At 67.0% G+C, this 24,664-nt stretch carries 24 protein-coding genes and 2 pseudogenes; 19 read left to right on the forward strand and 7 right to left on the reverse strand.

Going from position 1 to position 24,664, the window contains the following annotated elements; all coding sequences use genetic code 11:
- The first annotated feature begins 4 nt into the window (after window positions 1-4).
- From LRS14_RS16550 to tnpC, 8 genes are all read left to right on the forward strand, one after another.
- Window positions 5-1,426, forward strand: coding sequence for a DUF1501 domain-containing protein (locus LRS14_RS16550; protein WP_257800209.1), 1,422 nt, complete (start codon window positions 5-7; stop codon window positions 1,424-1,426).
- Window positions 1,427-1,818: 392 nt separating this feature from the next.
- A complete protein-coding gene (locus LRS14_RS16555) occupies window positions 1,819-2,052 on the forward strand; it encodes a hypothetical protein (protein ID WP_257800210.1) in 234 nt (77 codons plus the stop codon).
- A gap of 576 nt (window positions 2,053-2,628) precedes the next feature.
- On the forward strand, window positions 2,629-3,711 hold the full coding sequence (locus LRS14_RS16560; RefSeq protein WP_257800211.1) for an acyltransferase: 1,083 nt from the start codon (window positions 2,629-2,631) through the stop codon (window positions 3,709-3,711).
- A 74-nt stretch (window positions 3,712-3,785) separates the two neighbouring features.
- On the forward strand, window positions 3,786-4,391 hold the full coding sequence (locus tag LRS14_RS16565; RefSeq protein WP_257800212.1) for an SGNH/GDSL hydrolase family protein: 606 nt from the start codon (window positions 3,786-3,788) through the stop codon (window positions 4,389-4,391).
- A gap of 428 nt (window positions 4,392-4,819) precedes the next feature.
- Window positions 4,820-5,248 (forward strand): IS66-like element accessory protein TnpA, encoded by a 429-nt coding sequence (gene tnpA, locus LRS14_RS16570; RefSeq protein WP_257800213.1) that lies wholly within the window; start codon window positions 4,820-4,822, stop codon window positions 5,246-5,248.
- The gene (tnpB, locus tag LRS14_RS16575; RefSeq protein ID WP_257800214.1) at window positions 5,245-5,583 is read left to right on the forward strand and encodes an IS66 family insertion sequence element accessory protein TnpB; all 339 of its coding nucleotides are present in this window, start codon (window positions 5,245-5,247) and stop codon (window positions 5,581-5,583) included. The genes tnpA and tnpB overlap by 4 nt, the downstream gene beginning before the upstream one ends.
- 33 nt (window positions 5,584-5,616) lie before the next feature.
- Complete coding sequence (locus tag LRS14_RS16580; protein WP_257800215.1) at window positions 5,617-5,961, forward strand: hypothetical protein; 345 nt, start codon at window positions 5,617-5,619, stop codon at window positions 5,959-5,961.
- Between the two features lie 3 nt (window positions 5,962-5,964).
- Window positions 5,965-7,386 (forward strand): IS66 family transposase, encoded by a 1,422-nt coding sequence (gene tnpC / locus LRS14_RS16585; RefSeq protein ID WP_257800216.1) that lies wholly within the window; start codon window positions 5,965-5,967, stop codon window positions 7,384-7,386.
- A gap of 71 nt (window positions 7,387-7,457) precedes the next feature.
- On the opposite strand, the gene LRS14_RS16590 is transcribed toward tnpC, so the two are convergent.
- The 6 genes from LRS14_RS16590 to LRS14_RS16615 form a co-directional block, all read right to left on the reverse strand.
- The gene (locus tag LRS14_RS16590) at window positions 7,458-8,795 is read right to left on the reverse strand and encodes an MBL fold metallo-hydrolase RNA specificity domain-containing protein (protein ID WP_257800217.1); all 1,338 of its coding nucleotides are present in this window, start codon (window positions 8,793-8,795) and stop codon (window positions 7,458-7,460) included.
- Between the two features lie 353 nt (window positions 8,796-9,148).
- Window positions 9,149-10,606 carry a mannose-1-phosphate guanylyltransferase/mannose-6-phosphate isomerase gene (locus LRS14_RS16595; RefSeq protein ID WP_257800218.1) on the reverse strand — a complete coding sequence of 486 codons (1,458 nt, stop codon included), beginning with the start codon at window positions 10,604-10,606 and terminating at the stop codon, window positions 9,149-9,151.
- 7 nt (window positions 10,607-10,613) lie between these two features.
- Window positions 10,614-11,633, reverse strand: a complete 1,020-nt coding sequence (gene galE, locus LRS14_RS16600) for a UDP-glucose 4-epimerase GalE (protein ID WP_257800219.1) — start codon at window positions 11,631-11,633, stop codon at window positions 10,614-10,616.
- A gap of 13 nt (window positions 11,634-11,646) precedes the next feature.
- Complete coding sequence (locus LRS14_RS16605) at window positions 11,647-12,069, reverse strand: hypothetical protein (protein WP_257800220.1); 423 nt, start codon at window positions 12,067-12,069, stop codon at window positions 11,647-11,649.
- Window positions 12,066-12,830, reverse strand: a complete 765-nt coding sequence (locus LRS14_RS16610) for a hypothetical protein (protein WP_257800221.1) — start codon at window positions 12,828-12,830, stop codon at window positions 12,066-12,068. Before LRS14_RS16610 ends, LRS14_RS16605 begins: the two co-directional genes overlap by 4 nt.
- Window positions 12,831-12,864: 34 nt before the next feature.
- Window positions 12,865-14,259 carry an undecaprenyl-phosphate glucose phosphotransferase gene (locus tag LRS14_RS16615; RefSeq protein ID WP_257800222.1) on the reverse strand — a complete coding sequence of 465 codons (1,395 nt, stop codon included), beginning with the start codon at window positions 14,257-14,259 and terminating at the stop codon, window positions 12,865-12,867.
- Window positions 14,260-14,494: 235 nt separating this feature from the next.
- On the opposite strand from LRS14_RS16615, the gene LRS14_RS16620 reads away from it, so the two are divergent.
- The 9 genes and pseudogenes from LRS14_RS16620 to LRS14_RS16660 all read left to right on the forward strand — a co-directional run bounded on the left by LRS14_RS16620 (window position 14,495) and on the right by LRS14_RS16660 (window position 22,250).
- Entirely contained in the window at window positions 14,495-14,977 is a 483-nt protein-coding gene (locus LRS14_RS16620; RefSeq protein ID WP_404977561.1) for a hypothetical protein, read from the forward strand.
- Window positions 14,978-14,990: 13 nt separating this feature from the next.
- Window positions 14,991-16,538, forward strand: coding sequence for a ubiquinone biosynthesis regulatory protein kinase UbiB (gene ubiB, locus LRS14_RS16625; RefSeq protein WP_257800223.1), 1,548 nt, complete (start codon window positions 14,991-14,993; stop codon window positions 16,536-16,538).
- A 76-nt stretch (window positions 16,539-16,614) separates the two neighbouring features.
- Entirely contained in the window at window positions 16,615-16,962 is a 348-nt protein-coding gene (locus tag LRS14_RS16630) for an FmdB family zinc ribbon protein (RefSeq protein WP_257800224.1), read from the forward strand.
- 23 nt (window positions 16,963-16,985) lie between these two features.
- A pseudogene (locus tag LRS14_RS16635) lies at window positions 16,986-17,609 on the forward strand (DUF502 domain-containing protein); the annotation flags it as partial.
- A gap of 215 nt (window positions 17,610-17,824) precedes the next feature.
- Entirely contained in the window at window positions 17,825-19,618 is a 1,794-nt protein-coding gene (gene aspS / locus LRS14_RS16640) for an aspartate--tRNA ligase (RefSeq protein WP_257800225.1), read from the forward strand.
- 58 nt (window positions 19,619-19,676) lie between these two features.
- Window positions 19,677-20,159: a dihydroneopterin triphosphate diphosphatase gene (nudB, locus tag LRS14_RS16645; RefSeq protein WP_257800226.1), complete on the forward strand. Its 483-nt coding sequence runs from the start codon at window positions 19,677-19,679 to the stop codon at window positions 20,157-20,159.
- 3 nt (window positions 20,160-20,162) lie between these two features.
- On the forward strand, window positions 20,163-20,969 hold the full coding sequence (locus tag LRS14_RS16650) for an endonuclease/exonuclease/phosphatase family protein (RefSeq protein WP_257800227.1): 807 nt from the start codon (window positions 20,163-20,165) through the stop codon (window positions 20,967-20,969).
- Window positions 20,970-21,102: 133 nt separating this feature from the next.
- Window positions 21,103-21,345 (forward strand): annotated as a pseudogene (locus LRS14_RS16655) (phospholipase D-like domain-containing protein); the annotation flags it as partial.
- Window positions 21,346-21,437: 92 nt separating this feature from the next.
- Window positions 21,438-22,250, forward strand: a complete 813-nt coding sequence (locus tag LRS14_RS16660; protein ID WP_257800501.1) for a phospholipase D-like domain-containing protein — start codon at window positions 21,438-21,440, stop codon at window positions 22,248-22,250.
- A gap of 27 nt (window positions 22,251-22,277) precedes the next feature.
- On the opposite strand, the gene LRS14_RS16665 is transcribed toward LRS14_RS16660, so the two are convergent.
- Window positions 22,278-22,679, reverse strand: a complete 402-nt coding sequence (locus tag LRS14_RS16665) for a DUF805 domain-containing protein (RefSeq protein ID WP_052736036.1) — start codon at window positions 22,677-22,679, stop codon at window positions 22,278-22,280.
- Window positions 22,680-22,751: 72 nt separating this feature from the next.
- Here LRS14_RS16665 and LRS14_RS16670 point away from each other — a divergent pair, with 72 nt between their 5' ends.
- The gene (locus LRS14_RS16670; protein WP_257800228.1) at window positions 22,752-23,843 is read left to right on the forward strand and encodes a ligase-associated DNA damage response exonuclease; all 1,092 of its coding nucleotides are present in this window, start codon (window positions 22,752-22,754) and stop codon (window positions 23,841-23,843) included.
- A 16-nt stretch (window positions 23,844-23,859) separates the two neighbouring features.
- Entirely contained in the window at window positions 23,860-24,636 is a 777-nt protein-coding gene (locus tag LRS14_RS16675; RefSeq protein ID WP_257800229.1) for a hypothetical protein, read from the forward strand.
- Window positions 24,637-24,664 lie beyond the last annotated feature (28 nt).

Consider the following 24,664-nt stretch of genomic DNA (forward strand, 5'->3'; position numbering starts at 1 on the left):
TAGCATGAATAAGTCCCGCAGATCATTTTTGAACGTTCTTGGCGGCCTTTCTTCTGCATCTTGCGCAGGGGTGTCGCCGAGTTTTCTAACTACCATGGCTGGCCTGGGTGCGTTGTCTGCGCAGTCTGCCCATGCCTCCGGCCCGGTAGGTTACAAGGCCCTGGTATGTTTGTACATGCAGGGCGGAAACGACTCTCATAATTGGGTAGTGCCTATTGATGCCGGTGGGTACATGGAGTATGCGCGGGCACGGGGCGAGTTGGCTATCGCAAGAGGCTCGCTGGACACGATCTCTCAATCCAGTCAAGCAGCGGGACGCATGTTTGGGATGGCTAGGGAACTCAATCCGCTGCGAAAATGGTATGAATCCGGGCAGGCTGCGCTGGTAGCCAACGTGGGCACGCTAAATCGTCCGACGACGCTTGCTGAATTCAAGTCGAATTCCGGCTTGCCCAGCAAACTGTTTTCGCACAACGATCAAGCAGCCACATGGCAATCGATGGCGCCAGAAGGCGGCACCTCAGGGTGGGGCGGACGCATTGGCGACATCTTGATGTCCGCAAATCAGAGCCCGGCGTTTACATCTGTCTCCACTGCGGGGAATGCCGTATTCTTGTCTGGTCGGACTGTCAGTCAATATGAAGTGGGTGCGGATGGACCGGTGGCGGTCCGGGGCGCAGGCGCCCAATCCATCTTTTATTCTAGTTCAGCTCCTGCTGTGCTTAGGCGCTCGATGCAATTGGAGGGCAACACCCCCTATCAGGCGGAATATGCGAAGGTGATGCGTAGGAGCGTGGAATCTGCTGCTCAACTACGAGCTGCCATGGCCAACGTCTCGGTGCCCGCGCTGCCGTCGGCCGGGATTGCAGTCAACGCGGGGACGTCTATATCTCTGTCATCGGACCGGCTGGCGAGACAGTTGCGAACCGTGGCGCAAATGGTCGGTGCCAGTTCTATGCTGGGAATGCGCCGACAAGTTTTCATGGTATCAATCGGTGGATTTGACACCCATGCCGACCAAATGCGCGATCAACCCGTGCTCATGGCTCGTGTCGCGCACGCTGTAGACTATTTTCTTACGTCGCTGTCAATGATGGGCATGTTGAACAACGTCACGCTGTTCACTGCTTCCGATTTTGGTCGTACCTTGACGACCAACGGTTCTGGGAGTGACCATGGTTGGGGTTCCCATCATTTCGTAGCCGGCGGGGCGGTCAACGGCGGTGACATCTACGGCTCGTTTCCCACAACGGCACTTCGAACGGACCTCGATACGGGTTCAGGTCGACTGCTTCCCACTACGGCCGTTGCTCAGTACGCAGGAACGCTCGGCAAATGGATGGGCTTGGGCAATTCGGACCTTCTCGACGTCTTTCCGCTTCTCAGTCGTTTCTCAACGCACGATCTGGGATTCATGCGGGCGTGACGGGCGGGCGACAGCGCGGGTGCGGACTGTCCGGGAAGGCACTGCGCCCCGCCCAACAATTGCGGTGGCCATTCGGTCTTGCGTGACTCGTCTCCACCGAAGCACGCCGGGTGCAGGGAGCGCAGGGCTGCACCCATTCAAGCCATACGCCAAGGCCATGAATCCGCGCCGCGCGCTGGCCGTCGGGCCATGCGGCGCGCTTGGCGCGATGGGCGGTTGAGCACAGCGCGGAGTTGCGCTCGGGCCTGTGTGCTTATGCGGGGGCTGTTTCCGTCTGTCCAAGAGGACGGTGTTTGTAATGTCTTCGCGCGCCATTGCATGCCTACGGCAACAGGCTCCCAAGGCGGCCCAAGGCCGTAGCGGCGGGGAGCCATCTCTCCGGGACGATTTCATTGACTGTCATTGGTTCGATGAGTGGGGAGGCGGTCAACGCCGTATTCATCGCGGAGAACAAGGAGATCATCTGGCGCGCGGTGGGCGCCGGGCGCGCGCACCGTCTGAGTCACCGGCCCGACGCATCCACGTCTGGCGATGCGGTCGACTACCACGACAGCGCCATTGGCAAGACGGTGTTCACCGGGTGTGGCCGGCTGCGCATTAACTTGTCTCGCGACTGTGAGCACTGAGCCAAGCCGGTGTTGATCTCCAAGCCCGACTGCCGGTTTATTGGATTCGAGGGCTGTTCGTCGCCATGTAGTCGCGCGACATGGCACTGCGCGCTTTCAAAAGCTTCCTAATGCGACGAGGTGACGGCGAAGTCGACGGTGCGCGGGATCGCCCGCTGTGGTCGATGTGGTAGGCAGTTTCGTCGACGCGCTGCCCGTGAATCGCTAGTAGAAGACAGCGCCGCATAAAGTGACGGGGCTGAGTCAGAGCGTCCATTCGGGACTTGAGTCGAGCATAATGCCTAAGCACAACGCCCGGTGCCGACCTGAGACGGTGTATCTGTATTGGATGCGTGGGGCTGTTCGGCAGTGTCTGCTACTCCCGCTTCGACCCGCAGCGCATCTGCATGTACTCCAGAAATGCGTACACATAGGAATCGGCAGCACTTCGTTCATCTGCGAGAATTATATGCGACGATTTTCCGCATTTCCGCGAAGTGTCGTGACCCTTACACACCCCACTGACAGAATGCAGACGCGTTTGTCGGACAGAGCAAGATGTCGGGAGCAGAGGTGCGTTAGAAGAGGGAAGTGGAGATGAATCAGATCACGCATGAGGATCAAAGGCACATCGCCAACTTGGCAGCGGCGGGCAAGATCGAGGTCGTTCAGGCACTGCGGTTCTTCGCGGCCGCCATGGTCTTGCTCACACACACTACGTTTTACCTTCAGGAGCGCGTGCTCAGTACGTTCCCAATCTGGAAGGCTGGCGCTTCCGGCGTGCCAATTTTCTTTGTCATCAGCGGCATCGTAATTGTGCTGGCAAGCGAGAAGCTGACAAACGACAGTGCAGGCGCGGCAACGTTCCTTCGGCATCGAGTCGCTCGGATCGTGCCGCTGTATTGGCTATTGACTACGTTCAAGGTGGCCCTCGCTCTGGCGATTCCCGCTGCAGTGCTTCACAACCATTTCGACGTGGTCCACGCGATCAAGTCCTACTTATTTATCCCTGCGTTCAACCAAGCTGGCGAGGTTAGGCCAATACACGGCGTGGGATGGACTTTGCTGCACGAGATGTACTTCTACTTGTTGTTCTCGCTTGCCATGACGCTTCGCGTGCAACCGGTGCCTGCCGTGGCTGCCTTTATATGCGCGGCGTTTGCTTTTGGCCAGATCGTTGACTTCGATGGTGCGGTGATGCTCGTGGCTACGTCCAGCGAGAATCTCCATTTTGTGATTGGCATGGCCCTCGGATTGGCTTTGCTGTGCAACACTTACTCGACGCGCCAAGCGGTGTTCCTATTCGGCGTCGCTTCTTCTGCCGTGGTTGCCGCGCGCCTGGGTGGTGTGCCAACCGGGGTCGACCCGTACGCACTCGCAGTAGCCTGCGGCATCCCGCTTCTTGTGCGGCTTACGGTTAATCGAGCGACGATGCTTTTCTCAAAGCTGGGCGAAAGCTCGTACAGCCTCTACCTCATCCATCCCATCGCGGCTTCGGGCATGGTGGCGGCGCTTGGAAAGGTCAAGCTTTCACCGGTGCTAATTCTGATTGTTGTGTTCTTTGCCACGGTCACCGTTTCGCACCTCATACATCTCTTCGTGGAGAAGCCGCTGGTGCGGCGAGCGCGCAGATTCCTCGACACCGTTGGTCGGCGCAAGCCGAGTGAGAGGCTCGCGTGAGTCCCTTGGGGCGCGCGTTATTGCTGTGCATATCGGCAGGAACAGCCACGGCCTGCTGGGCGGCAGAGCAGTTCATGCTCACAACAATCGGCAACTCCATCACGTTTAGCCAGCCGGACCCCCAGAAGGGCTGGAGCGGCCGCTGGGGAATGGCAGCCACAGCCGAGGCCAGCGACTACTCGGGCCAGCTTTCCGCGATGCTGGCGGCCCAGGTCGGTGGCCAAGTCGACCTTCAGCGCTTTAATCACGCCAAGCTTGAGCGGTCGCCAACCTATGTTGCCCCAGAGCCTGCGCTGGTCGCGCGCGCGAATCGTAGCGACCTGGTGGTTGTCGAACTGGGTGACAACGCCCTTAACGGCGACGAAGGGGCGCAGGACTTTGGCGACAGGCTGGCGCGTTTGCTTGCGGAGGTCAGACCGGCAAATGGCAATCTAGTGTGTGTGGGCACCTGGTGGCGAAAGGGCAAGCTCGACGCTGCGATCCGAACTGCCTGCATCCGAGAGGGCGGGACGTTCGTTAACCTCGCGGGCTTCCTTGACCGCCCGGAAAATCGCGGGTCGGCAGCGGCTACTGGCGCAACCGATGCAGGTGTGCTGTCGCACCCCGGTGATGCCGGCATGCGGGCCATTGCAGCGGCTATCTTCCAGGCAGTTGGCGCACGGCTGCCTGCGAAACGCTGAGCGCCGGCGTCGCCTCTCGCGCTACTGGTCAATCAGCGCATGAATGTCGTGGTTTGAGCGCCGCGCATTTTGCCGGTGCACTAAAACTGCCGTCCGCGTCGCCGACTAAGCCTTGACTAAGGCGTTGGGGTAGCTCGTCAGCGAGGTCGAGGCGGGCTTCGTCGACGCCCGCTGGCAACAAGCTGTGCACTGCGCCACGGCGGTCGGCTGCAGATTGCACTGCGATTGCGCGAGCCAGGGTGATGCCCCGGCCGTCGGTGCGCAGGACGACGTATACCAGGCCATTCGATCTGAACTCGTTTCGCTCGGCCACGGCTCTATCGTCGCAGAGTGTTTAGCTTCCCGAAACGTGGGCAGCTTCTTTTGTTGGACTGCTGTGAGCGTCCAGGCCGACCATCTTGAAGGCCGGGTAGGCGAATAGGAGTCTCATGTCCACTTCGACTTTTGGTGGACACGTGAACACTATCCCCGATCTACAAGGTGGCCCTCGCCGTCGGCGTCGTACGCACAGCGATGAATTCAAGGCCGGCGCGGTGGCCAGTTGCCTGCAACCGGGCATGTCGATGGCGGCGGTGGCGATGGCCCATGGCGTCAACGCCAACTTGCTGCGTCGGTGGGTGCGCGAGGCCGAGATTAAGCCCGCCGCCAGCGCCCTTTGCGGGATGACCCCTGGTGAAGTCCAGGCGCCTGAGCACAGGTCCTCGTTCGTTCCGGTACAACTGCCTGCGCCCAGCGAGCCGGCCGCGCTAACTGACATCCGCATCGAGCTGCAGCGCGGCGTGACAGCGGTCACGGTAACCTGGCCGGCCAGTGCGGCCAGCGAATGCGCGGCCTGGATGCGCGAGCTGCTTCGATGATCCGCATCGACGTGATGTGGCTGTCCGCCGAGCCCGTGGACATGCGGGCTGGACCCGAGCGGCTGTTGGCGCGCGTGGTGCAAGTGTTCGGCGTGGCGCACGCTCACCATGGCTATCTGTTCGCCAATGCCCGTGGCACCCGCGTCAAGCTGCTCATGCATGACGGCTTCGGGCTGTGGTGCGCGTCGCGTCGCTTGAACACCGGGCGGTTCGTGTGGCCGGTCGCTGGCACCGTGACGCCCTCGTGGACGCTGACGCAGGCGCAGTTCGATGCCCTGATGCTGGGCCTGCCGTGGCAGCGGCTTCATGAGCTCAGCGCCATCACGCGGGCCTGAATCTGGCGTGCGGTCAGCCATGATCGGTTGACGGTGCATGTGCCGATAGGCCGCGTGGCGGGCTATGGCACGATGCCCCGCATGCTCGGCATGCGTGGTCTTCCTCCCACTGACCCCGAGGGCCTCTCGCCCGAGGTCGCCGCGCTGATCGCCCAGCTGCAGCAGCAGGTGCAGGCCCAGGCGCAGCAACTCGGCGAGCGTGACCAAGCCCTCATGCAGCGCGACCAGGCGCTCGCTGAGCGAGCTGCGGAGCTGGCGCAGCGCGATGCGCTGCTGCAGCGCAAGGACCGCGAGATCGCGCTGCGCGAGGCCAAGATCGAGAAGATCAACTTCGAGCTCGCGCGGCTCAAGCGCTGGACCTACGGGGCCAAGTCATAGGCCATGAACGCTGACCAGCGTCGCCTGTTCGAAGAGACGCCGGCCGAGGACGAAGCCGCGCTGCGTGCGCAGCTCGAGAGTCTGCGCCGTGAAGCCGAGGCCGCCGCGGCGGCCGCCGGCACCCAGCCCAAGGCGCCGTCACGTCAGCCCCGTCGCAGTGCACTGCCGGCGCACCTGCGTCGCGTCGAGCATCGCCATGAGCCCGACAGCACCAACTGCCAGGAGCAGGGTTGCGGACGTCCCATGAAGCGCATTGGTGAAGACGTCACCGAGCGGCTCGACATCGTGCCGGCCGAGTTCTTCGTGCACCGCCACATCTATGGCAAGTGGGCTTGCCGGCACTGCCAGGTCCTCAAGCAGGCGCCCAGCGTGCCGGAGATCGTTGAGGGCGGCATCGCCGCCAGCGGGCTGCTGGCGCACACGGCGATCAGCCGCTTCGTGGACCACCTGCCGTACTACCGTCAAGAGACCATCAACGCCCGCTCCGGCGTGCACACCCCGCGCTCGACGTTGGCAGTCGGGACCGGTCAGGTGGGCGCGGCGTTGGAGCCGCTGTACGTGCTGCACAAGCGCTTCGTGCTCGATTGCCGCGTGCTGCACGCTGACGAGACGCCGGTGGCCTTGCTGGACCCCGGCGCAGGCAGGACACGCCGGGCCTACATGTGGGCCTACGCGCGAAGTTGGCACGACGCGGTGCCCGGCGTCGTCTACGACTTCTGCCGCGGGCGCGGGGCGCAGTACCCGGTGGCCTTCCTCAACGGCGACGAGCGACGCGGCGAGCGACGATGGTCCGGGACGCTGCTCACTGACCGCTACGGTGCGTACGAGGCCGTGGTGGACCCACAGCACTACCCGGGTCGCATCAGCGCCGCATGCGCCGCGCATGCGCGCAGGAACTTCGAAGAGCTCGCGCACGAGGGCACGAGCCCCATCGGGGTTGACGCGCTGCGGCGGTTCGCCCGCATCTATGAAGTCGAGGGCGAACTCAAGGGCCTCAGCGACGACGAGCGCCGAGCTCTGCGGCAGAGGCTTGCCAAGCCGCTATGGGACGAGCTCCAGCAGTGGCTGGGCCTGGAGCGACGGCTGGTCCCAGACGGCGGCGCGACGGCCAAGGCGATCGATTACACGCTGACCCATTGGGCGGCGCTGACGCGGCACCTCGACGACGGTGCTGTGGCCATCGACAACAACCACCTGGAGCGTCAGATCAAGCCCTGGGCAATGGGACGCAAGGCATGGCAGTTCGTGGGCAGCGAGCTCGCCGGCCAACGCGCTGCCATCGTGATGAGCCTAGTGCAGTCGGCACGGATGAATGGGCACGAACCGTGGGCCTACCTGCGCGACGTGTTGCAGCGTCTGCCGACGCTGCTCAACACCCGGCTCGATGAACTGCTGCCGCATCGCTGGACTGCAGCGAAAGCCTGAACGCCTTCTCGACGTCAAGGCGGGGCGGCTGGACGCTCACGGACTGCTGCCACTGAGATAACTGTTCCGGTTCAAGGCACCACAACTTCCGTCCCCGGATGGCGCTGGTGAATCAGCGCCGCCAGCTCTTGCTTCGCCCCGTCATCCCCATGCACCAGCCTCACTTGCCTCGGCGCACTTCGCATCCGGCCGATGAAGTGCAACAGATCCTGCTGGTCGGCGTGGGCCGAGTAACCGGCCAGGGTGTGCACCTTGGCGCGGATGTCGATGCGTTGGCCATCGAGTTCCACCCACCCGCCGCGCGGGCCGTGCTGCTGGATGGCCCGTCCGGCCGTGCCGGCGGCCTGGTAGCCGCAGAACAACAGGTCGTGCCGCGGGTCGCCCAGCATCGCCTTGAGGTAGTTGATGATGCGCCCGCCACTGCACATCCCGCTGGCGGCGATCACGATGGCTGGCCGGCCGGAGCGCGACAGTCCCTGCACCATCTGCAAATGCCCGGCGTGGTCGGCCACAGTGGTTACCTGGTCGAAGGCCAGCGGGTGGCGGCCGGCCGCCAGCTTGCGGCGCGCCTCCGCATCCCAGTGGTCTCTTAACCGTGCGTAGCCGGCGGTGAAGTCGGCCGCCAGCGGCGAGTCGACGATGATCTGCACCTTGCCCCAGGGCAGGCCCGGCGCGGCCCGGCGTTGGCCATCGCGGTGGATGATTTCCTCCAGCTCGTACAGCAATTCCTGCATGCGGCCGATGCTGAATGCCGGCACCAGCACCGTGCCGCCATTCCCGAAGGCATGCTCGCACAGGGCCTGCAGGCGCTCGCGGCGGGTCTTGCGGCTGTCGTGCACCCGGTCGCCGTAGGTACTTTCGAGCACCAGCACGTCGGCGCGCGTCGGCGACTGAGGTGCCGGCAGCAGCGGGGTGTAGGGCGCGCCGAGGTCGCCCGAAAACACCACGCGCTGCGCGGCGTGGCCGGTTTGGATGGCATCGAACTCAACATAGGCGGACCCGAGGATGTGGCCGGCCGGCTGCAGCCGCACTCGCAGGCCGGGGCTGCCGGCCACCACCGTCTGCCAGTGTTTGTAGGGCAAAGGTACCGTGCGGTCCTTTAGCAGCGCCAGGAACTTGCTGATGAGGCTGCGGTTGCGGGTGAAGCCAACTTCCAGCGCGTCTTCCAGTACCAGGGGCAGCAGCTGGGCGCTGGCCTGGCTGCAGTAGATCGGCCCTTGGAAGCCGGCCGCCAGCAGGTAGGGAATGCGTCCGACGTGGTCAATATGCACATGGGTGACAACCAGCGCGCGCACCTTGTCCAGCGGGAAGTCGATTTCCAGCTGGCTGGCGCTGGCGCCCTCGGGCGAAGTCTCGGCGCCCTGAAACAATCCGCAGTCGACGAGTACGGCCTGGTCGTCCGGCAGCATCAGCCGATGGCAGGAGCCGGTGACCCCGCGCACCGCGCCATGGTGTGTGAATCGCAACATGGGTCAGCTCCCACGATGAGTGTCATGCTGTGGCCGCCGAGGCGACCTTCGTACACGCTGGTACTTCACAAGCCCACATCGAGTGCCACGGGCACCACGGTCGAGCAGACACGGCCCCATGGGCCTGGTCCTTCATGCTCACCAATTCAAGTCGTATCGGCGGTTCGAGCGCTTTATGTAGACGCCATTCGCATCTGCATCTAGTGCGCCCCGAATGCACGGAACGGGGGCGAACGCAAAGCCACCCATGGAGAAACGGCCCCGCGCATCACGAGTGGGCCGTGGCTAAGTCCTTACTGCGGAGCCCTGCCGTAGGTATCCTCGAACCGCACGATGTCATCTTCACCCAGATAGCTGCCGCTCTGCACCTCGATGATCTCGAGCGGAAGCTTGCCCGGGTTCGCAAGCCGGTGCGTCTGACCCAGTGGGATGTACGTGCTCTGGTTCTCGGTCAGGATGATGACCTTGTCGCCGTTGGTCACTTCAGCGGTGCCGCTCACCACGATCCAGTGTTCGGCGCGGTGGTGGTGCATCTGCAGGCTCAGGCTGGCGCCGGGCTTGACCATGATGCGCTTGACCTGGAAGCGTGGGCCGTTGTCGATGCTGTCGTACCAGCCCCAAGGGCGGTGCACCTTGCGGTGCAGCGTGTGTTCACCGCGCTTGTCGGCGTCCAGGCGGGTGACGATCTTCTTCACGTCCTGGCTGCGGGAGCGGTCGGTCACCAGCACCGCATCGGCCGTCTCGACGACGATCACGTCATCCAGCCCGACCACGCTCACCAGGCGGCTGGTGGCATGCACCAGGGTATTGCGGCTGTCGGCAAACACTGCGTCGCCTACATGGCTGTTGCCTTCGGCGTCCTTGGGGGCCACCTGCCAGACGGCTTCCCAGGCGCCGAGGTCGTTCCAGCCGGCGTCGAGGGGCACCATGCGGATAGCGGTGCGGCTGCCCGGGCACTTCTCCATCACGGCGTAGTCGACCGATTCCGACGGTACGGCCGCGAACTCCTCCTTGCCCGGCCGCACGAACTTGTCGTCAGTCTTGCGCGCCGCCCAGGCCGCGCGTGTGGTGCTTGCGATGTCGGGGCGAAACCGCTCCAGCGCACTCATCCACGCCGAAGCGCGCAGCACGAACATGCCGCTGTTCCAGTAGTAGCTGCCCTCGGCCAGGTAGCGCGCAGCGGTGGCCGCATCCGGCTTTTCCACGAAGCGCTCGACGGCGGCAATGCCTTGCGCGGCGGAGGCGCAAATGTAGCCATAGCCGGTTTCCGGCCGGTCAGGCGCGATGCCGAGGATGACGATGGTGCCGTCGGCGGCCGCGTCGACAGCCTGGGCCAGCGCGCCGCTGAAGCTTTCTTCATCAGTCACGGTCTGGTCGGCGGGGGTGACGACCAGCACCGGATCCTGGCCGCCTTCCAGCGCCTGCAGAGCGGCCAGCGTCAACGCCGGTGCAGTGTTCCTGCCCATGGGCTCCAGGACCACGGCGCCGGGTTCGGCGCGCAGTTCGCGCAGCTGATCCAGCACCAGGAAGCGGTGTTCCTCGTTGCCTACGACCAGCGTCGGGTTCACCTGTCGACCATCACCACGCAGCGCCTGTAGCCGTGCCACGGCCTGCTGGAAGAGGCTGGTATTGCCCGACAGCACGAGGAACTGCTTCGGATAACCGGCGCGGGACAGCGGCCAGAGCCGTGTGCCGGAGCCGCCTGCCATGACGACTGGGGTAACTTGCACGCTGGAAGAAGTGCTGCTCATGGAGCCTCTAGTTCTCAAATCCGTTGGGGTTCAGGCGCTGCCAACGCCAGCTGTCCTCGCACATGCGGGCCAGGCCGTGCTGCGCGGTCCATCCCAGCAGTTCTTGCGCCAAGGCGGGGTCGGCATAACAGGCATCGATGTCGCCCGGGCGGCGGGCGACAATGTCGTAGGGAATGGTCCGGCCACTGGCCGCCTCGTAGGCACGCGCCAGTTCCAGCACGCTGTAACCGCGGCCGGTGCCCAGGTTGACCGTAAAGGAACCGGGTTGCTCCAGCAGCCGGCGAAGGGCCGCGACATGACCTGCTGCCAGGTCGGTGACGTGGATGTAGTCGCGCACACCCGTGCCGTCAGGCGTGTCGTAATCATCACCGAACACCTGGAGCCGCGCCCGCTTGCCCACAGCCACCTGGGCCACGTACGGCATCAGGTTGTTGGGAATACCGCGCGGGTCCTCGCCGATCCGCCCGCTTTCATGGGCGCCGACGGGGTTGAAGTAGCGCAGTACGCCGGTCTGCCAGCGAGGCTCGGCGGCACCCAGGTCAGTCAGGATCTGTTCACCGATCAACTTCGTCTGGCCGTAGGGATTGGTGGCGCTGAGGCGCGCGCTTTCGTCGATGGGCAGGCGTTCCGGCTTGCCGTACACGGTGGCGCTGCTGCTGAACACGAAGCGCCAGGCGCCGTGCCGGCGCATGGCTTCACACACCGTCAGCAGTCCGCCCAGGTTGTTGGCGTAATAGGTCAGCGGCTGGGCAGTGGATTCGCCCACCGCCTTGAAGGCGGCAAAGTGAACCACGGCGTCGATGCGGTAACGCTGGAAGACGCTGTCGATGAACGCAGCATCGGTGACGCTGCCCCGCTCGAACACCGGTTGCTCGCCGCCCATCAGTTCCTGCAGGCGCTTGAGCACCTCCGGCGAACTGTTGGAGAAGTCGTCGATGCCCACCACCTGCTGGCCCGCGGCGGCCAGCGCAAGCCAGGTGTGGGAGGCGATGTAGCCGGTGGCGCCTGTCAGCAGGATGGTGGCCATGCAGGCGTGCGCCTTACAGCTGCAGCGCAAACTGGCCGAAGCAGCTCGCGGTGCGTGTGTCGTACGGTGCCGACAGCGCGGAAGACGATGAGCGCGACTCATAGCCCAGGCTGCAGCCCAGCGTGACGGAGCGCATCGCCGCCCAACGCACACCGACGTTGACGAAGCGGGTGTTGTCGCCGCCGTCGGCAGAGAGGGCGCCAACGGCCGCATCGAGCTTGCGGTGCACATACCGCACGCTGGCATCGGCCGTCACCTTCGACGTGACTTCGTACGTGGCCCGGGTGCCGATCGACGTGCTGACGCGGCTGTTGGACAGCACCTGGTCCGCCGATCCGCCCAGCAGGCTGATTTCCTCGCCAGTGTCGCGCGACAGCGTGGTCACGAAGCGCAGCTTGCCGGTGGGGCGCCAGTCCCAGCTGATGTCACCGGTCACGCCGTTGAAGTCGGCGGTCGTGGCCTGGAATGGCTGGTGTCGCTCAGGCTGATGCGGCCGTTGATGCTGCTGTTGCCCGTGGGTATCCAGGTAGCGGTGAAGTCGATGTCACGGCGGTCGTACTCATCGACCGGAGTGCGGTCGGGGTACTCGCCCTTGGTGAACCGCAGCGCGGCACCGGCGGACAACCCGCCGCTGAAGCGGTAGCGCAAGCCGCCCGATACCGCGTTCTGGTCGTAGTTGCGGGCGCGGTAGGCGTCCAGCGAGTAGTCAACGCGTCGATAGCTGTAGGTGGTCTCGGCAGTCAGGCGAGTCACCACGCCGACACGCGCTGTCGCGCGGAATTGCAGGTCGCGCAACTCGTTCTTGTCCGTGCTGCCGATCGCGTTTTCATAGCGCGCCAGGCTCTGATTGGCGTTTAGCTCCAGGTTGCCCGAAATGCGCTCGATCGTGGCCCAGTCGAGCCCGGCCTTCAGGCCGTAGCCGGTATTGTTCAGGTCGCCGTTGTCGGTAAACCGGTTGGCGCTGACGGTGGCATTGCCGTACACCCGCTGCCGGCCGATCATCTGGTCGACCCCGCCAAACAACGCGGTGGACGAGATGGTGTCCGACACCTCGTTGTTGCGCGAGCGATAGATGTTCGATTCGTTCGTGAACGTCTGCGACACGCCGACGTAATAAGGCGTGCTCTGCGCATGCGCAGCGCCGGCGGCGCAGAGCGCGGCGGCGAGCGGAAGCAATCTCTGGGGCCGCAGCACCATGGCGGTTCTCCTTCTGATGTCGTCGTTCTGGGGTTCAGTACGCATTGCGGTCGAACAGCATGACCCGCACGGTGCGCACGATGATCTGCAGGTCCAGGCCCAGCGTCCAGTTGCGCAGGTATTCCAGGTCGTACTCCACCCGCTGCTGCATCTTCTCGATCGTCTCGGTCTCGCCGCGCAGGCCGTTGACCTGGGCCCAGCCGGTGATGCCCGGCTTGACCTTGTGGCGCACCATGTAGGCCTTGATCAGCTTGCGGTATTCCTCGTTGTGCGCCACCGCGTGCGGGCGCGGCCCCACGATGCTCATGCGGCCCTGCAGCACGTTGATGAACTGCGGCAGTTCGTCCAGCGAAGTCTTGCGGATGAAGGCGCCGAAAGGCGTGATGCGCGGGTCGCCGCGCTGCGCCTGCTTGACCACCGTGCCGTTGTCCATCGCCCGCATCGAGCGGAACTTGTAGACGATGATCTCCTCGCCATCCAGGCCGTTGCGGCGCTGCTTGAAGATCACCGGGCCGGGGGAACTGAGTTTCACGCCGATGGCCAGGCCGATGAGGATCGGCGAGATCAGCACCAGGATGATGGACGCCAGCACGATGTCGCTGATGCGCTTGACCAGCTCGTTAGTGCCGGTGAAGGGCGTCTCGCAGATGCCCACCACCGGAATGCCGTTCATGTCCTGCAGGCGCCCCTGGATGATGCTGATGCCGAACACGTCGGGCACGAAGAAGATGGAAGCGGTGGTGCCTTGCACGCTCTCCAGCAGCTGCAGGATGCGCGGCTGCGAGCCCAACGGCAGCGTGATGTACACCTCCTTGATGCCGTGCTCGTGCACATAGGGCGCCAGCGCGGCCAGGCGGCCGAGCAACTGGCCGGCGGCACCGCCGTCCACACGCTCGTCGGCACGGTCGTCGAAATAACCGACGAAGTCGCTGCCCTGGTCCCGGTTTTCCATCAGGGCGCGCGCCACCTTCACGCCCAGCGGGCCGGCGCCCACCACCACCGCCTTGCGCCGGGCTTCGGGTTGCGCGGCATGGCGGCGCAGCACGTTGCGCCCCGCCACCACCGCCAGCCACTGCACCACCGGCGTGATGACGGCCCAGGCGATTAGCACCCGCTCCTCGAAGTAGCCGAAGCTCTTGGTGGCGTAGCCGCACAGCGCCAGGATGGCCAGCAGCGTGATCCACGAGCTGAAGATGTCGGTGGCCGCGGCGATGCCGGCGTCCTTGAAACGGTTGCGGCCCGGGAAGGTAAGCGCGAACACCAGCAGGCACAGCACCAGATCGGCGCGACCAACGTCCACGTCGAACGCAGTGGTGGCAATCAGCAGCACCAGCACCGTGATCACCGGCTCCAGGAAGGCAGCGATGAACGAGGTGACGGACTGCGGTGCGCTGTAGAACCTTCTCGTGTAGCTGCGGTCTTCGAACATGTTGGGATGGTCTGGGGGGCGGCTCAAGGCACGCGCGCTGCGCGCTTGCCGCTCTACCGGTGCGAGTGGGTGACGACTCGCTCTTCGTCCTTCACCGGCCAAAAAACATTCTCGCTCAATTCCTTGACGGTTCTGCCTCCACCTGTAGCCGGGGGTTGACCACGGCGCTCCCTACAATCGAAGGATGTTTCAGAGCCTTCAAGCCCTTCTTGCCCCGGCACTGGTTGAACGTGTCGTGCTGATGCTCAACCATGTGCTGTCCGCCGAGCCGGTGGCCACCGAGCGCCTGCGCCAGCACGTGGGGCGCACGATTGGCGTGCAGTGGCGCGAGTGGCCGCGTTTCATGCCCGCTCCGCCCGTACTTTTGTTTCACATCAGTGCCGCCGGCCTGCTGGAGTGGACGCCCGATGTCGGCGCGCCCGAGCTGGCCGACCTGACGGTGCGCGTGGATGCCAGCCGACCGCTGGAGCTGCTGGGCCAGCTGGCGCAGGGCGGCCGGGTGCCGATGGAAGTGCAGGGCGACGCCGCCCTGGCGGCCGACGTCAACTGGCTGGTGGACAACGTGCGCTGGGACATCGAGGCGGACCTGGCCCGCGTGATCGACCCGCGCCTGGCGCACGAGGTGGCCACCGTCGGCCGCGGCCTGGCGCGCGGCCTGAAACTGGCCGTGGGCACCGGCGCCCAGTGGGCCGCGCGCTGGCGCGCGGGGCGCCTGTGAGCGCGGCCGCCCGATGAGGCGCCTGGCCAGGCTGCTGCTGATCGTCGTCACGCTGCTGCGCTTCGGGGTGGACGACATCGCCCTGTCGGGCTTCCGGCAGGGCTGGGTGCGCTGGATCGCGCGCATCGTGACGCTGGGGCGCCGCTTCGACGCGCCACGCGGCGCGCGGCTGCGCATGGCGCTGGAACGCCTGGGGCCGATCTTCGTGAAGTTCGGGCAGGTGCTGTCGACCCGCCGCGACCTGCTGCCGCGCGACGTGGCCGACGAGCTGGCCAAGCTGCAGGACGACGTACCGCCGTTTCCCGGCGAACTGGCGATGTCGCTGGTGGAGCGGGCGCTGCGCAAGCCGCTGTCTGCCGCATTCCTGCACTTCGATCCCGAGCCGGTGGCCAGCGCGTCGATTGCGCAGGTGCACTTCGCCACGCTGCTATCCGGCCGCGAGGTGGCGGTGAAGGTGCTGCGCCCGGGCATGCTCGACGTGATCGAGGACGACCTGGCCCTGCTGCACCGGCTGGCGCGCTGGGTGGAACGCGTCAGCGTGGACGGCAAGCGGCTGAAGCCCCGGGAAGTGGTGGCGGAATTCGACATCTACCTGCATGACGAGCTGGACCTGATCCGCGAGGCCGCGAATGCGGCCCAGCTGCGGCGCAACATGCAGGATCTGGGCCTGTGCATGGTGCCGGAGATGGTGTGGGACCTGTGCACCCCCACGGTGATGGTGATGCAGCGCATGCACGGCGTGCCCATCAGCCAGGTGGAGCGTCTGCGCGACGCCGGCGTGGACATCAAGAAGCTGGCGCGCGACGGCGTCACCATCTTCTTCACCCAGGTGTTCCGCGACGGCTTCTTCCATGCCGACATGCACCCGGGCAACATCCAGGTGAGCCTGGCGCCGATGACCTTCGGCAACTACATCGCGCTCGATTTCGGGATCATCGGCACGCTGACCGAGAACGACAAGGAATACCTGGCGCAGAACTTCATCGCCTTTTTCCGCCGCGACTACAAGCGCGTGGCCGAGTTGCACGTGGAAAGCGGCTGGGTGCCGCCCGAGACCCGCATCGATGCGCTGGAGAGCGCCATCCGCGCGGTGTGCGAACCGCACTTCGACCGCCCGCTGAAGGACATTTCGCTCGGCCAGGTGCTCATGCGGCTGTTCCAGACCTCCCGCCGCTTCAACGTGGAGATCCAGCCGCAGCTGGTGCTGCTGCAGAAGACGCTGCTGAACGTCGAGGGCCTCGGCCGCCAGCTCGACCCCGACCTGGACCTGTGGGCCACCGCCAAGCCCTTCCTCGAGCGCTGGATGAACGAGCAGATCGGCTGGCGCGGCCTGGTGGAGCGGGTGAAGAACGAGGCGCCGCGTTATGCGCAGCTGCTGCCCGAGCTGCCGCGGCTGCTGCACCAGAGCCTGAAGGCCACCGCCCATGCGGAGGAGGCGCGCGCGCTGCGCGAGCTGGTGGCCGAGCAGCGGCGCACCAACCGGCTGCTGCTGGCCGTCATCTGGGGCGGCATCGGCTTCGGCATCGGTGCGCTGGGGGTGCAGCTCGCGCAGCGGCTGTAGGCGCCAGGGCCCGCCCGGCCGTTAGAATCGCGGGTTCCGTTTTTTTGCGTCAAAGCGCTCATTCCAAGGGTTTGTCATGCCGATCTACGCCTATCGCTGTGCCGAATGCGGCCATACGAAAGACGTTCTGCGCAAGCTGTCCGACCCGCCGCTGACCACTTGCCCCGCCTGCGGTGCGCAGGCGTTCGAGAAGCAGGTCACGGCTGCCGGTTTCCAGCTGAAGGGCTCGGGCTGGTACGTCACCGATTTCCGCAACGGCTCGGGCGGCACCACGAAGCCGGCCGTGTCGGCGGGCGAGGGTGCCCCGGCCGCCGCCGCAGCACCCGCGGCTGAAGCCGCCAAGCCTGCTGCCGCCGCGCCTGCCGCGGCCGCGCCGTCCTCGTCCGGTGGCAGCACCGGCGGTGGCGGCAGCGACGCCAGCTGAGCGTCGCGTCCCGAAAGCCTGCCTTGAAAAAGTACCTGCTCGCCGGCCTGCTGGTGTGGCTGCCGATGGCGGTCACCGTGTGGGTGCTGCACGCCGTGCTCGGCCTGATGGACGGCGTGTTCGGCTGGATCCTCAGCACCACGCAGGCGGTGCTGCCCACGGCGCTGCATGGCCCGATCGAGACGCTGCGCGACATTCCCTTCCTCGGCCTGCTCGTGGTGGTGGTGCTGCTGCTGGTGACTGGCGTGTTCGCCACCAACTTCGCCGGGCAGTGGGCGCTGCGCCAGGGCAGCCGGGTGCTGCACCGCATCCCCATCGTCAAGTCGATCTACAGCTCGGTCAAGCAGGTCTCCGACACGCTGTTCTCCAGCAATGGCAACGCCTTCCGCGAAGCCGTGCTGGTGCAGTACCCGCGCGCCGGCGCCTGGACCATCGCGTTCATCACCGGCCGCCCTGGCGGCGAGGTGGCCGCGCGCCTGTCGGGCGAGCATGTGAGCCTGTACGTGCCCACCACGCCCAATCCCACCTCGGGCTTCTTCCTGATGGTGCCGCGCAGCGAGGTCATCGCCTTGCGCATGAGCGTGGACGAGGCGCTGAAATACATCATCTCGATGGGCGTGGTGGCGCCGCCGCTGTCGGCCTCCGCGCTGCCGGTGGTGCCGCCGGCGCCCCCGCGACGCCGGTGGCGGTGCTGCCGTCCACGCCGGCCGAGCCGCCCGCGCCCGAGGTGGAGCGAAATCTGGCGGGCTGAGCGCCTGGCAAGCGCCCAGCCCCTGCGGCCCGCCCGCCGCCAGAGCCTCACTTCCCGCCTTTGGGCGCCGACGCGCCCGCCAGAACCGCCAAGCATTCCGGAGAGATCTTTATGAGAACCACTTACTGCGGCCTCGTCAGCGAAGCCCTGATGGGCCAGACCGTGACCCTCATGGGCTGGGCCCACCGCCGCCGCGACCATGGCGGCGTCATCTTCATCGACCTGCGCGACCGCGAGGGCGTGGTGCAGGTGGTGTGCGACCCCGACCGCGCCGACATGTTCAAGACGGCCGAGGGCGTGCGCAGCGAGTTCTGCCTGAAGGTGGTGGGCCTGGTGCGCCCGCGCCCGGCCGGCACCGAGAACGCCAACCTCACCAGCGGCAAGATCGAGGTGCTGTGCCATGAGCTGGAGGTGCTGAACCCCAGCGTGACGCCGCCGTTCCCGCTGGACGACGAGAACCTGTCCGAGACCACCCGCCTGACGCACCGCGTGCTGGACCTGCGCCGCCCGCTGATGCAGAACAACCTCATCCTGCGCTACCGCGTGGCGATGGAGGTGCGCAAGTACCTGGACGAAAACGGCTTCATCGACATCGAGACGCCGATGCTCACCAAGAGCACGCCCGAAGGCGCGCGCGACTACCTGGTGCCCAGCCGCGTCAATGACGGCATGTTCTTCGCGCTGCCGCAGAGCCCGCAGCTGTTCAAGCAGCTGCTGATGGTGGCCGGCTTCGACCGCTACTACCAGATCACCAAGTGCTTCCGCGACGAGGACCTGCGCGCCGACCGCCAGCCCGAGTTCACGCAGATCGACCTGGAGACCTCCTTCCTGACCGAAGGCGAGATCCGCACGATCACCGAGAACATGATCCGCCAGGTGTTCAAGAAGACCATCGGCGTCGAGCTGCCCGAGTACCCGGTGATGACCTATGCCGAGGCGATGCACCGCTTCGGCTCCGACAAGCCCGACCTGCGCGTGGGCCTGGAATTCACCGAGCTGACCGAGGTGATGAAGGACGTGGACTTCAAGGTGTTCTCCACGCCTGCCACCACCAAGGGCGGCCGCGTGGTGGCCCTGCGCGTGCCCGGCGGCGGCGAGATGAGCCGCGGCGAGATCGACGGCTACACCGAGTTCGTGAAGATCTACGGCGCCAAGGGGCTGGCCTGGATCAAGGTCAACGACCTGGCCAAGGGCCGTGAAGGCCTGCAGAGCCCGGTGGTGAAGAACCTGCACGATGCCGCGCTGGCCGAGGTGCTCAAGCGCACCGGCGCGCAGAACGGCGACCTGCTGTTCTTCGGCGCCGACAAGGCCAAGGTGGTGAACGACGCCATCGGCGCGCTGCGCGTGAAGATCGGCCACAGCGAGTTCGGCCGCGCCAAGGGCCTGTTCGAGGACCGCTGGGCGCCGCTGTGGGTGGTCGACTTCCCGATGTTCGAGCACGACGAGGAAGGCGACCGCTGGGTGGCGGTGCACCACCCGTTCACTGCGCCGAAGGACGGCCATGAAGACCTGATGGACACGGCGCCCGACCAGTGCATCGCCAAGGCCTACGACATGGTGCTCAACGGCTGGGAGCTGGGCGGCGGCTCGGTGCGTATCCACCGGGCCGAGGTGCAGAGCAAGGTGTTCAACGCGCTGAAGATCGGGCCCGAGGAAGCGCAGCTGAAGTTTGGCTTCCTGCTGGACGCGCTGCAGTACGGCGCGCCGCCGCACGGTGGCCTGGCCTTCGGCCTGGACCGCCTGATCACGCTGATGACCAAGGCCGAGTCGATCCGCGACGTGATCGCCTTCCCCAAGACCCAGCGTGCCCAGGACCTGCTGACCGGCGCCCCTGGCCCGGTGGACGAGAAGCAGCTGCGCGAGCTGCACATCCGCCTGCGCAACAACCAGCCGGCGCAGGCCTGAGCGTCCCGCCCGGCGGCGGAGTGGCTAGACTGGCCGCTCCGCCCGCCTCTCTACGCCGATGCCTCCCACTGCCGCCGAGACACCGCGTCCGTTCAAGATCCCCGAATCGGTGCTGGTGGTGATCCACACGCCGGCGCTGGAGGTGCTGCTGATCGAGCGGGCCGACAAGCCCGGCTTCTGGCAAAGCGTCACCGGCTCGAAAGACTCGCTGGACGAACCGCTGACCGAGACCGCGGTGCGCGAGGTGTTCGAGGAAACCGGCATCGTCGTCGGCAGCGACAGCGTGCCGCTGACGGCGCTGCGCGACTGGCAGCTGGCCAACCTGTACGAGATCTACCCGGTGTGGCGGCACCGCTATGCCCCGGGCGTGACGCAGAACACCGAGCATGTCTTCGGCCTGCGCGTGCCCGCGGGCACACCCATCACCCTGAGCCCGCGTGAGCACACCGCGCTGGCCTGGCTGCCCTGGCAGGAAGCGGCCGATCGCTGCTTCTCGCCCAGCAATGCCGAGGCCATCCTGCAACTGCCGCGTTTTGCCTGAAGGATGACGCTCAAACCGCTGCAGTCCACGCTGTTGCCACCGGCCAGCTCGCTCGGCCGGCTGCGGACGGCCACCTACAACATCCACAAGGGCGTGCGTGGCGTCGGCCCGCTGAAGCGGCTGGAGATCCACAACCTGGGCCAGGGCGTGGAGGCGCTGGACGCCGACATGGTGTTCCTGCAGGAAGTGCGGCTGTTCAACCACCGCGAGGCCCGCGCCTTCGCCCGCACCTCCTTCGGCTGGCCGGAAGGCGGCCAGGCCGACTTCCTGGCGCCGCAGGGCTACGAGGTGGCCTACCGCACCAACGCCATCACGCGCGACGGCGAGCATGGCAATGCGCTCCTGTCGCGCTGGCCCATCGGCGACATTGGCCACCACGACGTCAGCGACCACCGCTTCGAGCAGCGCGGCCTGCTGCACGTGCCGGTGCACTGGAACGGCCTGACGGTGCACACCATCACCGTGCACCTGGGCCTGATGCATGCCAGCCGCGTGCGCCAGGCGCGGCGGCTGGCCGAGTACATCAGCGAGGCGGTGCCGCCCGAGGCGCCAGTGGTGGTGGCCGGCGACTTCAACGACTGGGGCGAGAAGCTCGACGGCCCGATGGCCGACTGCGGCCTGCTGCGCGCGCGCGAGGCCGGCGCGCGCGAGGCCAAGTGCCTCACCTTCCCGTCGCGGGTGCCGGTGTTCGCGCTCGACCGCTTCTACACCCGCGGGCTGGCCTGCCGTTCCACCTTCGTGCCGCGTGGTGGCGGCTGGGCCCGCATGTCGGATCATCTGCCGCTGGTGGCCGAGTTCGACCTTGCCTGATCCCCGCCCCCACGAAGACCCGCTGCACTGGTACAGCCTGCCGCGGGCCCTGTTCACCGGCGGCAACGAGGTGGAACTGTTGCGCGGTGGCGACATGCTTTTCCCGGCCATGTGCGAGGCCATCGGCCGCGCGATGCACGAGGTGTGGCTCGCCACCTACATCTTCCATGACGACAGCGCCGGCCAGTGCGTGATGGAGGCGCTGGAGGCCGCCGCCCGGCGCGGCGTGCGGGTGCGGGTGGTGGTGGACGGCTTCGGCTCCGCCGCCGCGCTGCCGGTGCTGCGCCAGCGGCTGGAATCGGCCGGCGTCGGGCTGGTGGTGTACCGGCCGATGGCGGGCTGGCGCTCCTGGATGCAGCCCGACCAGTTCCGCCGGCTGCACCAGAAGCTGTGCGTCGTGGATTCCGGCGTGGGCTACGTCGGCGGCATCAACGTGCTGGACGATCGCCTGACCTGGGCCACGGCACGTTGGATGCGCCGCGGCTGGACTTTGCCGTCCGGGTGCAGGGCCCGGTGGTGCTGCCCATCGAGCACACGGCGCGCGCGGTGTGGACACGCGCCGCCTTCGGCCGTGACTGGCGCGACGAGGCCATGGCCGCCGCGCGCAGCCCCCAGCCGGTGCAGCGGGTGCGCGAGATCGTGCGCCGCATGCGGCTCGGGCCGCCGGTGCGGGCCTCGGCCGTGCCGCCGCTGCACAGCCTGCCGCCGGTGCGCGCGGCCTTCGTCGTGCGGGACAACCTGCGCCAGCGCCGGGCCATCGAACGCGCGTACATCGACGCCTTCCGCCAGGCGCGCGAGCGCATCGACCTGGTGTCGCCGTACTTCTACCCCGGCCTGCAGTTCCGGCGCACGCTGCGCAATGCGGCGCGCCGCGGCGTGAAGGTGCGGCTGCTGCTGCAGGGCCGGCCCGACTACCGCTTTGCCGCGCTGGCCGCCAGCGTGCTGTATGCGGAGCTGCTGGCCCAGGGCGTGCGCATCTACGAATACATGCCGGCCTTCCTGCATGCCAAGGTGGCGGTGGTGGACGACCACTGGGCGACGGTCGGCAGCTCCAACATCGATCCGCTGTCGCTGCTGCTCAACCTGGAAGCCAACGTCGTGGTGCACGACCGGGCCTTTGCCAGCGGGCTGGCGGCGCAGTTCGACGAGGCCGTGGCCGCCTCGCGGGAGGTGACGGCACCATCGGTGCGCCGAGGCGTGTGGGCCAATGTGCAGCGCGGTTTCGTGGCCGGCTGCGCGCGGCTGTACCTGCGCGTGGGCGGCATCACCGGGCTGTACTGAGCCGAGTCGGCCCGGCCGGGGCCGGCGTCAGAAGCGCTCGGTCAGGTCGTCGCCGAAGCGGTTGGCGCCGCGGGTGCCGCGGCGCAGTCCGTTGTCGATCAGCGCCCACAGCCAGCCGATCAGCGGCACCAGGGTGATGAAGACCCACCAGCCGGACTTGTCGCGGTCGTGCCAGCGCTTGACCGACACCGCCACCACCGGCCACAGCAGCAGCAGGTTCACCAGCTCGTCCGTCTGCTGCGCGCCCATGCCCACGATGCGCAGCAGCACCGTGGCCAGCGCACCCATGCCAATGGGCGCCAGCACGCCATACAGCCACCAGACCTTGCGCGGCACGCGCCCGCGCAGGCTGAACAGGATCTGCAGCGGCGTCATCGGCTCCTCGCCAAGGCGCAGCGGGGTCGGCAATGTGGGTTCCAAAGTGGTCATCGGGGCGTCAACGAGCGGTTTCAGTATCCCATCGTCACCAAGCGGCGGCCGCTTCGTCGTCACAATGCGACGATGCACGACGACTTGGTGGTGGCCACGCCCGATGGCCTGTATTGCCCGCCGGGGGACTTTCACATCGACCCCTGGCGGCCGGTGTCGCACGCCATCGTCACCCATGCCCATGCCGACCATGCGCGCCGTGGCCACGCTCACTACCTGGCCTCGCACGACAGCGCCGGCGTGCTGCGCTCCCGCCTGGGCGAGGACATCGACCTCCAGACGCTGGGCTGGGGCGAGGCGGTGGAACACCGCGGCGTGCGCATCAGCCTGCACCCGGCCGGGCATGTGCTGGGTTCGGCCCAGGTGCGGCTGGAGCACCGCGGCCGCGTCTGGGTGGCCTCGGGCGACTACTTCGTCGCCGGCGACACCACGATGCACGGCGAGGGCCCCGGCGACCTGAACGTCACCTGCGCGCCGTTCCAGCCGGTGCGCTGCGACTGCTTCATCACCGAATCCACCTTCGGCCTGCCGATCTACCGCTGGCCCACGCAGGTGAGCCTGTTCGACGACATCAACCGCTGGTGGGCCGCGAATGCCGAGGCCGGCCGCGCGAGCCTGCTGATGGGCTACAGCTTCGGCAAGGCCCAGCGCATGCTGGCGGGGGTCGATCCGTCGATCGGACCCATTGTGGTGCACGGCGCGGTGGAGACGCTCAACGTCGCCTACCGCGCCGCCGGCGTGCCGCTGCCAGCCACCTTTTCGGCCACCGAGCTGCCCAAGGCGGAGATGCGCCGGGCGCTGGTCATCGCGCCGCCTTCGGTGCAGGGCTCGCCCTGGCTGCGCCGCTTTGGCGACTACAGCGATGCCTTTGCCAGCGGATGGATGCAGTTGCGCGGCGCGCGGCGTCGTCGCTCGGTGGACCGCGGCTTCGTGCTCAGCGACCATGCCGACTGGCCGGGCCTGCAGCGCGCCATCGCCGCCACCGGCGCCCAGCGCGTGATCGTCACCCATGGCTACGAGGCGGTGATGGTGCGCTGGCTGCAGGAGCAGGGCCTGGACGCCGGCGCCTTCCGCACCGAATACGGCGACGATGCGCTGGAGGAGCCGGGCGCCGCCACCGAGCAGCCCACCCCGGCCACGGCCGACACACCGGCCGAAGCCTGATCCACCCTTGCAAGCCATGGACCGCGACGACGACCTGGACCCGACCCGCGTGCTGGACGGCTGGCGCGCCGACCGCGGCAACCGCCCCACCGACGCCGAGCTGATGCGCCTGCTGGACGGGTGGCAGCCGGGCGGTGTGCCGGGCCGCGGCGCCGCGCAGGAGCCGCCCTCGCTGCGACTGCCGCGCCTGCAGCCGGTGCTGGACGCGCCCGTCGCCGCGGTCGAGCTGGATGCCGTCGGCCGCAAGGTGGCGCGCCGGGCCGCCCGCTGGGCCGCGACCGAGGTCACGGATGTCGAGCTGGACTGGCAGCCCGCGCCGCAGGTGGCTCCGGTGGTCACCCACCCGCGGCTGCTGGCGCAGTGGCAGCCCGGGGCCTGGGTGGCGGCCGTCAAGCAGGTGGCGGCGGCCAGCACCGAGGTGCGCGACGGCCCTTCCGGCCCGGTGGTGGAAACCTTCGGCGCGCTGCGGCTGCTGGCCTGGTGGCCGCCAGCCGAGGCCGGTGCGCCGCTGGACCGCTGGCCGCAACGCGCCCTGCTGCAGGCGGTGGAGCCCGAGCGGCTGCCGGAAGCGCTGCTGGCCCCGCTGCCGGCGCAGGCCAGCGTCTGGTGTGTCGGCGAGGCCGCCGACTGGGGCCTGATCGGCCAGATCGTGCTGCTGCACGACACCAGCGTGCAGGGCAGGAGCTTCGAGGCGCTGCAGGCCTTCGTCGATGCCGAACGCGAGGCGCAGTTCAGCCGCCTGAACGACGGCTACCACCGCCCGGCCGCCGGTCAGCCCGTCGAGCAGCACTGAGCAGGCCCGCGGCCCGTGCGGGCCCGCT

Source organism: Aquincola sp. J276 (assembly GCF_024700035.1).
Lineage (GTDB): Bacteria > Pseudomonadota > Gammaproteobacteria > Burkholderiales > Burkholderiaceae_C > Aquincola > Aquincola tertiaricarbonis.